Annotated in this window: 9 protein-coding genes; 5 read left to right on the forward strand and 4 right to left on the reverse strand. The window is 55.2% G+C overall.

Features of this window, described 5'->3' with window-relative positions:
- The first annotated feature begins 14 nt into the window (after positions 1–14).
- The 3 genes from ampD to IEW12_RS15945 all read left to right on the forward strand — a co-directional run bounded on the left by ampD (position 15) and on the right by IEW12_RS15945 (position 5,223).
- Positions 15–644, forward strand: coding sequence for a 1,6-anhydro-N-acetylmuramyl-L-alanine amidase AmpD (gene ampD / locus IEW12_RS15935; RefSeq protein WP_188567079.1), 630 nt, complete (start codon positions 15–17; stop codon positions 642–644).
- A gap of 336 nt (positions 645–980) precedes the next feature.
- On the forward strand, positions 981–3,890 hold the full coding sequence (locus IEW12_RS15940) for a ribonucleoside-diphosphate reductase subunit alpha (protein WP_188567080.1): 2,910 nt from the start codon (positions 981–983) through the stop codon (positions 3,888–3,890).
- A 163-nt stretch (positions 3,891–4,053) separates the two neighbouring features.
- Positions 4,054–5,223 (forward strand): ribonucleotide-diphosphate reductase subunit beta, encoded by a 1,170-nt coding sequence (locus IEW12_RS15945; protein WP_188567081.1) that lies wholly within the window; start codon positions 4,054–4,056, stop codon positions 5,221–5,223.
- Between the two features lie 430 nt (positions 5,224–5,653).
- Here the strand turns inward: IEW12_RS15945 and IEW12_RS29180 are convergent, their stop codons facing one another.
- Complete coding sequence (locus tag IEW12_RS29180; protein WP_188567082.1) at positions 5,654–6,592, reverse strand: hypothetical protein; 939 nt, start codon at positions 6,590–6,592, stop codon at positions 5,654–5,656.
- Positions 6,593–6,673: 81 nt separating this feature from the next.
- On the opposite strand from IEW12_RS29180, the gene IEW12_RS15955 reads away from it, so the two are divergent.
- Positions 6,674–7,222, forward strand: a complete 549-nt coding sequence (locus IEW12_RS15955) for a YggT family protein (protein WP_188567083.1) — start codon at positions 6,674–6,676, stop codon at positions 7,220–7,222.
- An 80-nt stretch (positions 7,223–7,302) separates the two neighbouring features.
- On the opposite strand, the gene IEW12_RS15960 is transcribed toward IEW12_RS15955, so the two are convergent.
- From IEW12_RS15960 to IEW12_RS15970, 3 genes are all read right to left on the reverse strand, one after another.
- A complete protein-coding gene (locus tag IEW12_RS15960) occupies positions 7,303–8,310 on the reverse strand; it encodes a LacI family DNA-binding transcriptional regulator (RefSeq protein WP_229751153.1) in 1,008 nt (335 codons plus the stop codon).
- 162 nt (positions 8,311–8,472) lie between these two features.
- Entirely contained in the window at positions 8,473–9,234 is a 762-nt protein-coding gene (locus IEW12_RS15965) for a TetR/AcrR family transcriptional regulator (protein ID WP_308789138.1), read from the reverse strand.
- Entirely contained in the window at positions 9,209–10,738 is a 1,530-nt protein-coding gene (locus IEW12_RS15970; RefSeq protein ID WP_188567084.1) for an aminotransferase-like domain-containing protein, read from the reverse strand. Before IEW12_RS15970 ends, IEW12_RS15965 begins: the two co-directional genes overlap by 26 nt.
- A 207-nt stretch (positions 10,739–10,945) precedes the next feature.
- Between IEW12_RS15970 and aptA the strand changes: the two genes are divergently transcribed.
- Entirely contained in the window at positions 10,946–12,262 is a 1,317-nt protein-coding gene (gene aptA / locus IEW12_RS15975; RefSeq protein ID WP_188567085.1) for an omega-aminotransferase AptA, read from the forward strand.
- Position 12,263: the final 1 nt, after the last annotated feature.

Consider the following 12,263-nt stretch of genomic DNA (forward strand, 5'->3'; position numbering starts at 1 on the left):
CGAGGAATGGACTGATGCGCGAGCCTGATCCAGACCATGGCCTGGCGATCAGCGATGACGGCTGGTGCGAGGGCGCTGAGCGGCTAGCCTCTCCCAATTTCAATTCCCGGCCGCCGGACAGCGCGATTTCTTTGCTGGTGATCCATAATATCAGCCTGCCTGCCGGCCAGTTTGGCACTACTTATATAGCAGACCTGTTCCAGAACCGGCTGGAATATTCTGCCCATCCCAGCTTCGAGTCTTTACGCGGCTTGCAGGTGTCTGCCCATTTCCTGATACGGCGTGACGGCAGGCTGCTGCAATTTGTCTCGGCCGCGCAACGCGCGTGGCACGCAGGAAAATCGTCCTTTGCAGGGCGTGAAGGCTGCAATGACTTCTCCATCGGCATAGAACTGGAAGGCAGCGATGAACTGCCTTTCGAGGAAGTGCAATACGAGACGCTGGCGGAGTTGAGCCTGGCCCTGGCCTCGGCTTATCCTTTGACTCACATTGTGGGACATGAGCATATCGCTCCCGGCCGCAAGACCGACCCCGGCCCCTGTTTCGACTGGAAACTCTACGCGCAGTTGTATCGGGAAAAATTCGCCACAGGGTCAAGGTTAGCGCTTACTCACGCGATACCGACCTTTCCTTTCGGCCTTTGAAAAAGTCAATCGGCACAGCGACTTTTATATCGATTAAATAATTCTCTTTTTGGCAAAAAAAGCGGTTGCATAAGCGGCATAGCGGCACTAGAATTAGTGCAAATCAAAGCTTGCCCACTATATCTAGTGGTTTTTTATTTGTTTTACCATCTTGCTTTTGTTTTCGGCCTGAAGTAAAAAAATGAAGTAATCCGCAAAAAAATGGCCGGAAAAGAAGTAAATCCGGCTTTGCAATACACCGCAACACTTTGTTTATATTGATTAATCCGGCAATGGCCGCAACTAGTTTGTGACGCTGCCGATTTAGTACTTATTAATGCTGACCCTGGAGGCGAAATGCACTCTTCAATTGAAATATCCACCCCATCGACACCTGACCTGACACCGGCCGCGTCTCAAGCAGCCCACAATGCGGCTGCGCAGAGCTCCGGCTACAGCGAATATCGCATCATTCGCCGCAATGGTGCAGTAGTCGGTTTCGAACCGTCCAAGATTTCCATCGCCGTGACCAAGGCTTTCCTGGCGGTGAACGGCGGTCAAGGTGCGGCGTCCGCGCGCGTGCGCGAACTGGTGGAGCAATTGACTTCCAGCGTTGTGTCGGCCCTGGTGCGTCGCCAGCCTACCGGCGGTACCTTCCATATTGAAGATGTGCAGGATCAGGTAGAACTGTCTTTGATGCGTTCCGGCGAACATGATGTTGCCCGCGCCTACGTGCTGTATCGCGCCAAGCGCATGGAAGAACGCCGTTCGCTGGAGGCACCTGTTGCGACAGATACCGTGGCTCCTACTCTGTATATGGTAGTTGACGGTCAGCGCATGCCGCTGGACGTGGCTCAGGTACGCGCACTGATCACTGCAGCTTGCGTAGGCCTGGAAAAACTGGTGGACGCTGAAGCGATCCTGGCCGAGACACTGAAAAACCTGTACGACGGCGTACCTGTAGAAGAATTGTACAAGTCGGCCATCCTGGCAGCACGCGCATTGATGGAAAAAGAGCCTGCATATAGCCAGGTGACAGCCCGTCTGCTGCTGCATACAGTCCGTAAAGAAGTGTTCGGCAAGGAAGTAGCGCAAAAGGATGCGGCTGCCGAATACGTCGACTATTTCCCTAAATTCATCAAGAAGGGCATAGAAGCAGACCTGCTGGATGCCAAGCTGGCCCAGTTCGACCTGAAGAAACTGGCGGAAGCGCTGGTCGCCGACCGCGATCTGCAATTCGGCTACATCGGCCTGCAGACTCTGTATGACCGCTATTTCCTGCATATCCGCGATACCCGTATTGAATTGCCGCAGGCTTTCTACATGCGTGTGGCGATGGGCCTGGCGCTGAACGAAATCAACCGCGAAGCGCGCGCGATCGAGTTCTACAACCTGCTGTCCTCGTTCGACTTCATGAGCTCGACGCCGACACTGTTCAACTCCGGCACCCAGCGTTCCCAGCTGTCTTCCTGCTACCTGACCACGGTTGCCGATGACCTGGATGGTATCTACGAAGCAATCAAGGAAAACGCCTTGCTGGCCAAATATGCGGGCGGTTTGGGTAATGACTGGACGCCGGTACGTTCGCTGGGCGCGCACATCAAGGGCACCAACGGCAAATCCCAGGGTGTTGTGCCTTTCCTGAAAGTGGTGAACGACACGGCTGTTGCTGTCAACCAGGGCGGCAAACGCAAGGGCGCTGTCTGCGCCTACCTGGAAACCTGGCACATGGACATTGAGGAATTCCTGGATCTGCGTAAAAATACCGGCGATGACCGCCGCCGTACGCATGACATGAATACTTCCAACTGGATCCCCGATCTGTTCATGAAGCGCGTGATGGAAAAAGGCGACTGGACCCTGTTCTCGCCATCCGACGTTCCTGATCTGCATGACAAATACGGCAAGGCCTTTGAGCAAGCTTACACCGGCTACGAAGCCAAGGCTGCCAGCGGCGAGCTGAAACTGTCCAAGAAAGTGGCTGCGCTGGACCTGTGGCGCAAGATGTTGTCGATGCTGTTTGAGACCGGCCATCCATGGATCACGTTCAAAGATCCTTGCAATATCCGTTCGCCTCAGCAGCACGTCGGCGTCGTACACTCGTCCAACTTGTGTACAGAAATCACGCTGAACACCAACGACAGCGAGATCGCCGTATGTAATCTGGGCTCGGTCAACATGCCGGCGCACATGAAAGATGGCAAGCTGGATCACGCCAAATTGAAAAAAACTGTAAGTACAGCGATGCGCATGCTAGATAACGTGATCGACATCAACTATTATGCAGTGAAGAAGGCTCGTGACTCCAACCTGCGTCACCGTCCAGTTGGTCTGGGCATCATGGGCTTCCAGGATTGCCTGCATATGATGCGCGTGCCTTATGCATCTAACGACGCGGTACAGTTTGCCGATACATCGATGGAAGCGGTTTGCTACTACGCTTACCTGGCATCAACTGAACTGGCGGAAGAACGCGGCCGTTACAGCTCATATCGTGGTTCCCTGTGGGATCGCGGCATCCTGCCACAAGATTCGATGAAGCTGCTGGCCGAAGAGCGCGGCGGCTATCTGGAAGCGGATATGTCGGCAAGCATGGACTGGAGCCTGGTCCGTGACCGTATCAAACAGTACGGCATGCGTAACTCGAACTGTGTAGCGATTGCGCCTACGGCAACGATTTCCAATATTATTGGTGTTTCCGCCTGTATCGAACCGACTTACCAGAACCTGTATGTGAAGTCGAACCTGTCCGGCGAGTTCACTGAAATCAATGAACACCTGGTGCGTGACCTGAAAGAGCGCGGTCTGTGGGATGAAGTGATGATTGCCGACCTGAAGTACTTTGACGGCAGCCTGGCAAAAATCGACCGTATTCCTGAAGATCTGCGTGAACTGTATGCCACAGCGTTTGAAGTCAGCCCATCCTGGCTGGTGGAAGCAGCATCCCGCCGCCAGAAGTGGATTGATCAGGCCCAGTCCCTGAACATCTACATGGCAGGCGCATCCGGCAAAAAACTGGATGAGACTTACAAGCTGGCGTGGTTGCGTGGCCTGAAAACCACATACTACCTGCGTACCATAGGCGCAACACATACTGAAAAATCGACCAGCAAGACTGGTGCACTGAATGCAGTAGCGGTAGACGGCGGTAATGGCGGCATGATGGCCAGCGCACCGGTAGCTGCGGCAGAACAGGAGCTCGACGGCCCAGCCTGCGTGCTGCGCCCTGGCGATGCAGGCTTTGAAGAGTGCGAAGCTTGCCAGTAATCGGCTAAGGGACCAAGCCTGCCTGCGTTGCAGACAGGTACTAAAAAATAGGAAGGCCCGTGCAGCGCAAAACTGTTCGGGCTTTCACAGCAGATAGAAATACAGCAAGGCCGGAGTTCAGCAAGTCTGACCGCCGGCCCGGCAATGAAGAGGAAGATAAGAGATGCTCTCTTGGGATGATGAAGTAGCACCGGCCGCACCGCGGCCAGCCAGCCAGCCGGATAATGCCTATCAGTCGCGCCTGCAAACGCAGGATGTCGCCCTGAACCCGGCTTTGGTGGTCAAGCAGTCCGCAGTTGCGCCGGCAGAACTGGCGCGTCGCGTCAATGCCGCCGATAAACGTATTATCAACGGCAAGACCGACGTCAATCAGCTGGTGCCGTTCAAATACAAATGGGCCTGGGACAAATACCTGGCCGGCTGCGCCAACCACTGGATGCCGCAAGAAATCAATATGCAGCGCGATATCGAGCTGTGGAAGAACCCGAACGGCCTGACGGAAGACGAGCGCCGCCTGGTCAAGCGTAACCTTGGTTTCTTCGTGACAGCCGATTCCCTGGCTGCCAATAACATCGTGTTGGGTACCTATCGCCACATCACCGCGCCTGAGTGCCGCCAGTATTTGTTGCGCCAGGCATTTGAAGAAGCGATCCATACTCATGCCTACCAGTACATCGTCGAATCTCTGGGCCTGGATGAGGCCGAGATCTTCAACGCGTACAACGAAGTGGAGTCGATTCGCGACAAGGACCAGTTCCTGATTCCGTTCATCGACGTGCTGACCGACCCTGAATTCAAGACCGGCACTACCGAAGCAGACCAGACGCTGCTTAAGTCTCTGATCGTTTTCGCGTGTTTGATGGAAGGCCTTTTCTTCTACGTGGGCTTCACGCAGATCCTGGCGCTGGGCCGCCAAAACAAGATGATGGGTGCGGCAGAACAGTACCAGTACATCTTGCGCGATGAGTCCATGCACTGCAATTTCGGGATCGATTTGATCAACACAATCAAGATGGAAAACCCGCATTTGTGGACCGCTGAGTTTCGCGAGGAAATTAAATCGTTGTTTTTACGTGCAGTAGAGTTGGAATATCGTTACGCAGAGGATACAATGCCGCGTGGAGTGCTTGGCTTGAATGCGCCGATGTTCAAAGGATACTTGAGATTCATTGCAAATCGCCGCGCACAGCAAATCGGTCTTGACGCATTATTCCCGCAGGAAGAAAATCCTTTCCCGTGGATGAGCGAAATGATAGACCTGAAAAAAGAGCGCAACTTTTTTGAAACACGTGTGATTGAGTATCAAACTGGTGGAGCACTGAACTGGGAATAATTTTTTTGGAATCCAAAGTTCTGAAGCACCACTCAAAGTTTGCACACCTTGAAGAGCCTGAGCAAAATTTCCAGGCTCCAAACGCGAGAGGCCTCACCAAACTGAATGGACAGTCCTAGACCGAATAGCGCTGCTCTGAATTCGCCGCAATACCTGGCAAGGCCGGGTGTTGCGGTTTTGGTGTTGGAAAATCCGCCTGTAATACAGAATACCGACGCCCGCATAGCATGTGCTGGCGTTTTTTTTGGCTAATTGAATAGCCGCCCGTTAAAGCCTTAACCCTTGATGCAGTAGCCTTGCATTTAACGGACGGAAATTAGCCAATATGGCTGAAGCGCTGCATCGATAGAGGGGATGCAGCAGTTCAGCTGGTGCCGAATTCATTAGCGCAAACAACATTCTGTTTGTGCCGATGAATAATCCGCTCGTCTCATTGATCGGATTTTAATTTTTTAATTGATTTTTTCCATCTCAAGTGAAGGAGAAACAAAATGGCAACAGCACCATATCCACCAGAAGCAAAGAAACCTGCAGCTAAGAAGCCGGCAGCCAAAAAAGCAGCAGCTAAGCCAGCAGCGAAAGCAGCAGCCAAGCCAGCGGCAAAACCTGCAGCTAAAAAAGCAGCAGCTAAGCCAGCAGCAAAAGCAGCAGCTAAGCCAGTAGCGAAAAAAGCGGCAGCTAAGCCAGCGGCAAAACCTGCAGCTAAAAAAGCAGCAGCTAAGCCAGCAGCAAAAGCAGCAGCTAAGCCAGTAGCGAAAAAAGCAGCAGCTAAGCCAGCAGCAAAACCTGCAGCTAAAAAAGCAGCAGCTAAGCCAGTAGCTAAGAAAGCAGCAGCTAAGCCAGTAGCGAAAAAAGCAGCAGCTAAGCCAGCAGCAAAACCTGCAGCTAAAAAAGCAGCAGCTAAGCCAGCAGCTAAAAAAGTAGCAGCTAAGCCAGCAGCTAAAAAAGTAGCAGCTAAGCCAGCAGCTAAAAAAGCAGCAGCTAAGCCAGCAGCTAAAAAAGTAGCAGCTAAGCCAGCAGCTAAAAAAGTAGCAGCTAAGCCAGCAGCTAAAAAAGCAGTAGCTAAACCAGCAGCTAAACCAGCAGCTAAAAAAGCGGCAGCTAAGCCAGCAGCAAAGGCAGCGGCTAAGCCAGCAGCAAAAAAGCCGGCAGCTAAGCCAGCAGCGAAGGCAGCAGCTAAACCTGCGGCCAAACCTGCAGCGGCTAAGAAGCCAGCAGCGGCTAAAAAACCGGCAGCAGCCAAGCCAGCAGCAGCTAAACCTGCTGTAGTAGCAGCGGCCAAGCCAGCTACACCTGATGCAAAGACCGTTGTTAGCCCAACAGCAGCATGGCCTTTCCCTACAGGTGCACGTCCAGCATAATTTAGCATGCTTGGAGGCCTGATCTTATTCAGGCACAATACCCACTGTGTGATATCTGTCACCCAGTGGGTTTTTTTTAGGAGCAAGCTGTGCTGTACGGAATTTTTACCTTTGTCGTTGATACCATCGCCGGCTTGTTTGCGGGCTTCCTGCTACTCAGGTTCTGGATGCAGGTACAAAGAGTGCGCCCACCCATGGGATTGGCACAGTCCATCTATCAGCTGACCGATTGGCTGGTGCATCCTATACGCAGATTGATCCCCGGGTTTGCCGGGTATGATTGGGCAAGCCTGATCGCTGCCTTTCTGGTCGCCTTCCTGTCCACGCTGATTGATATCTGGGCGATGCCGCAGTTTTCGTTCTATAGCCTGGCCCTGGTCGCCATATTCCGGTTGGTACAGTGGATTTTGTATGGTTTGATGGCCTTGCTGGTGATCGAGGCCGTATTTAGCTGGGTTAACCCGCATGCACCGTTTGCACCGTTTATCCGCGCGCTGAACGAGCCCTTGCTGTCGCCTTTGCGCCGCTTGCTGCCGCCCTTGGGTGGGCTGGACTTTTCTCCACTGGTGGCGCTGATCCTGCTGCAGGTCTTGAACCGCATCCTGAACGAAATGCTGCCTGCCATCCTGATGTTGTAAGCTTTAGCAACGCGCCTGGGAAAGGACTATTCCTCAGGCGCTACGCTGTCTTTCGTCTCTCAGCTTCCCGTTCTCTCTTCTCAGCTGGATTTCAGCGGAGCGGTGGATTGCCTGACCGTCAGGCCGGTTGCCAGCAATTCACGGCGAAACGGCAGTTCCGAGTTATTGATCCTGTCCACCAGCACCCGCGCTGTCAGCACGCCGATATCGTATTTAGGCTGTACCACGGTAGTCAGCGGCGGCGTGCTGAAGGACGCCAGCGCGATATCATCGTAGCCTATCACCGACAACTCTTCCGGTATCTTGATTCCCGCCTGGTTGGCCGCGCAAATGCCGCCTATTGCCATCAGGTCATTGCTGACGAAGATGGCAGTGGGGGGATTGGCCAGCGCCAGCAGTTGCTGGAAGGCGGTGAACCCGCCCTGGCTGGTAAAGTCGCTATGCAGCAGATTGTCTTCCCGGAAAGCCACGCCGGCTTCTGCCAGCGCCTTCATATAGCCGCTGACGCGGTCGCGGCTGGGCAGCAGGTCTTGCGGGCCGGAGACGCAGGCGATATTCCTGTGGCCCAGGTCCAGCAGGTATTTGGTCGCCAGGTAGCCGCCCTGTTCATGGTTGGATTCAATGAAATCCGCTGCCACGCCGGTCAATTCCCGGTCAACCAGCACCTTGGGGATGCTTTCATCGTCCAGCAACTGGCTCAGTTCCGCATCGGAGCCGGATGACACCAGGATCAGGCCGTCTATGCGTTTTTCCATCAAGACACGGATATAGGCGACCTGCTTCTTCGGGTCGTCATAGGAATTGCACAGGATGATGTTATAGCCCAGCTTGAAAGACTCATCCTCTATGCCCTGTATCAATTCGGCGAAATAGGGATTGGAGTTATTGGGGATCATCATCCCTATCGTATGTGTCCTGTCGTTCTTCAGGCTGCGCGCCACCGCGCTGGGTATATACCGCAATTCCTGGATGACGTTCAGCACCCGCTCGCGCACGTCGCTACTGACGACACGCGTGTTATTGATGACGTGGGATACCGTGGTAGTTGATACTCTTGCCTTCTCCGCTACCTGTTTCATTGTTGCCATAAATACCCTGCCTTTCTTCGACAAGATTATGACTCAGGAAATCAGATAAACCAAAATTTTTGGCGGGAATTCTTGCCGCAAACCGAATTCTTTTGCGAGAAAGCTGCGATCCGTCATTTAGCCGCACTCTGGCGGTGCATATGAGCCGCCCGCAGAGCGCACTTATGCGGCTGACGGCGGGGCGCTTTCCTTCAGGCTGATGCTCGCCAGTACCATGTCGGTAATCAGTTTTTCGGCATCGGCAAAGTCGCTGCGTGTCAGTTGCTTGCGGTTCAGTACCAGGCACATCTGGGTAGAAAAATCGGCATAGGACTGCGTCATGGCCCAGATCGTGAACAGCAGATGGGTGGCGTTGACCGGTGCTATCTTGCCCTCGCTAATCCATTGTTCAAATACGGCAATGTCCTTGCGCAGCAAGGGGATCAGCTTCTTTTTGATTTCCTGGCCGTACATGGGCGCGCCGCCTATGACTTCCATCGCATACAGGCGGGAGCCCCAGGGATGCTCGCGGGAAAAACGCAGCTTCGCCTCGACATAGCTGCGCAGCACCTGCTGCGGCTCCTTACCGGCGTCCGCCAGCAGGTTCATGCGCTCCAGCCATTCGTCCAGCACATCATCCAGCACGCGTTTATACAATGCCTGTTTGTTCGGGAAGTAATACAGCAGATTTTGCTTGGACAAGCCTGCCTGTTCGGCGATGGTGGCGATTGACGTGCCTTCATAGCCACATTCGGCGAATATCCGCACCGCTTGCGCCAGGATGTCTGCTTCCAGCTTGTCGCGATTGATCATGCGCCTGGTACTGGCGCTGGCACCGGTCGCAGCGCCGGAGCGGGCAGGCTTGTTCAATTCAGATAAGGTCATAGTGGTCTCGGCAACTGGCGGATCAGGATACGGATCAGGATAGGGCGTTGAATCTATCATAGGTATTGCACAGGAAAGCATGTAGTTCCGGCGTATCGGCATAGGCGATATTGAAACGGAACCACACCGTTTCAGCGGGCGCCAGCGTGAAAAAATCGCTGGGCGACAGCAGTATGCCGGACTTGAGCGCCAGGTCTGAAACGAGTTTTCCGTTGAATTCTGGCGTCGGAGGGCAGCTCCAGCCGGCACTGATGAACATGCCGCCGCGTGGTCTGGCCAGCGGCGTCAGGCCGGCGTCCAGCAGATTGCCCAAGCTGCGCTCGCGCGCCGTATTCAGTTGCAGCCGCAGCTTTTCCAGCATGCGCTTATATGGTCTGGCCGAAATCGCGTGGTACACGGCCCTTTCATTGATCTCCGATGTCGTCAGCCCTACCAGCATTTTGACCCTGACCAGTTCAGGCACCAGCGATGCCGACGCTGCAATCGAGCCTACCCGCAGGGTTGGCGACAGGGTCTTGGAAAAACTGCCGACCCGGATGACACGGCGCAAGCCGTCCAGTGCAGCCAATGAGGCTTCATTGCGCGAGGCCGGCGCCAGCAACTCGCGGTAGATATCATCTTCCACCAGCCAGAAATCAAACTGCTCCGCCAGTTGCAGCAGTTTGTGCGCCTGCGCCTGGCTCAACGAGGTGCCGAGCGGATTTTGCAGTACGGTATTGACGAACATCAGCTTGGGCTGATGTTCGGCGACCCGTTGCAGCAACACATCCAGATCCAAGCCGCTCTCCCGGCGCGGAATGCCGACCGGAATGCAGCCATGGTGGCGTATTAAAGAGATCAGGTTGCTGTAACCGGGGTCTTCGACAAATACCGTATCGCCGGGTTTGGTCAGGCTACGCAAGATCAGGTCAAACGCATGCGATGCGCCGTGCGTGAGCAGGATCTGCTCGGCCTCTACCTCAAACAATTCGTCGCTCAGTGTCGCTGCAAGATGCTGGCGCAGTGCAGGGAAACCCAGAGGGTTGCCATAACCGCGCAGCCGGCAGGCAGGAATGCGCATCGCATGGCGGACCGCATCCAGGATGGTGCTCTCGCCATACCATTCCGGCGGCAGCCAGCCTGAACCGGCGGGCAGGGCTTCGGCTACGCCGCTATATAAATCGGTGCTGAGTGCGTCTATGGTCGTCGCCAGTATCTGGTTGCCCGTGGCGGCTGCAGGCTGATGAGCGAGGCCTGGTTCGCTGCGCGCGACAAAATAGCCTGAGCCGCGGCGGGAAGACAGCAGGCCCATGGTCACCAGGCGGTCATAGGCCTCGACCACGGTAAAGGTGCTGATGCCATTGCTTTTCGCAAACTGGCGCACTGACGGCATCTTGCTGCCTATGCGCAACTCACCCTGTTGCACCAGCTTGCTGATGCTTGCCACGATCTGCTCAACCAGGCCGCCGCGCTTGGCCCGCTCCATGATCAACTGCGGCCATTGCGCGACGGACAAGGCGGGCTGCGCTGTCTGGTCCTCCCGTCTTGCCTGGTGCTTATCCTCTGCGCTCTTCGTATCCTGCATTTCCGCTCCCGAATTCACCGTCCCGCAGCATCGCTATTTACTTCGCCGGGCAAACTGTTCTGCTTCGGCTACCAATACGGTTGGCTGGATTTTCGCCTCCTGTATATGTTGCTGAGCGCTGTCTGCTGCCTACTATTGCACCATAGTTTTACCAATTGGTAAATATTTTTTCCAAACTCTGTTGCCCTCAACTTTCAGGAGCCATCCATGCTTGAATCACAACCCGCCGACCTCGCACCTTACTGGATGCCGTTTACAGCCAACCGCGACTTCAAGGCCAATCCACGCTTGCTGGTGTCGGCCGAGGGCATGTATTACCGTGATGTGCACGGCAATAGCGTGCTGGACGGCGCCGCCGGATTATGGTGCGTACCGCTGGGGCATGCGCAGCCAAAAATTGTACAGGCCGTGCAAACCATGGTGGCCCAACTGGATTTCGCCCCTTCATTCCAGATGGGGCATCCGGCTGCTTTCGAGCTGGCAGAACGCCTGGATCAATACACCAATAAACGCTTCGGCAAGTTTTTTTATACCAACTCCGGCTCGGAAGCGGTAGACACCGCGCTGAAGATTGCGCTGGCCTACCACCGTGCGCGCGGTGATGCGGCGCGTACTCGGTTGATAGGCCGCGAACGCGGCTATCACGGCGTCGGCTTCGGTGGCATGTCGGTGGGCGGTATTGCCGGCAACCGCAAGACTTTTGGCAGCCTGCTGCCTGGCGTCGACCACCTGCCGCATACGCACAACCTGGAGCAGAACAGCTATAGCCGCGGTGAGCCGGAGTGGGGCAGCCATCTGGCGGATGAGCTGGAGCGCATTGTCGCGCTGCATGACGCGTCAACGATTGCCGCTGTCATCGTCGAGCCGGTGGCGGGCTCCACCGGCGTGCTGGTACCGCCGAAAGGCTACCTGAAGCGCCTGCGCGAAATCTGCACCAAGCACGGCATCCTGCTGATTTTCGATGAAGTCATCACCGGCTTCGGCCGCCTGACGACACCCTTTGCATTTGACTACTTTGATGTAGAGCCGGACATGGTCACCACCGCCAAGGGGCTGACCAATGGCACTGTCCCAATGGGGGCGGTATTCGTCAAGCAGCGCATCCATGATGCCTTCATGTATGGTCCGGCTGGCATAGAGTTGTTCCATGGCTATACCTATTCCGGCCATCCGCTGGCTTGCGCCGCCGGGCTGGCGACGCTGGAAGTTTTTGAGGAACAGAAAGTGCTGGAGCATGCGCGTGGCATGGCCGGGTACTGGGAAGAAGCCGTGCATTCGCTCAAAGGGCTGCCGCATGTGGTTGACCTGCGCAGCATAGGTCTGATCGCGGGCATAGAGCTGGCGCCTATCGCCGGTAAGCCGGGTGCCCGCGCCTTTGAGGCTTTCAAACGGGCCTTTGAACAGGGTGTGCTGATACGGGTGACCGGCGACATCATCGCGCTATCGCCGCCGCTGATCCTGGAGAAAAAGCATGTCGACGAGCTGTTCGGCAAGCTCAGAGACATCCTGAAAACCCTGCCGTGAT

It is taken from the genome of Parundibacterium terreum, assembly GCF_014636315.1.
Taxonomy (GTDB): domain Bacteria; phylum Pseudomonadota; class Gammaproteobacteria; order Burkholderiales; family Burkholderiaceae_D; genus Undibacterium; species Undibacterium terreum.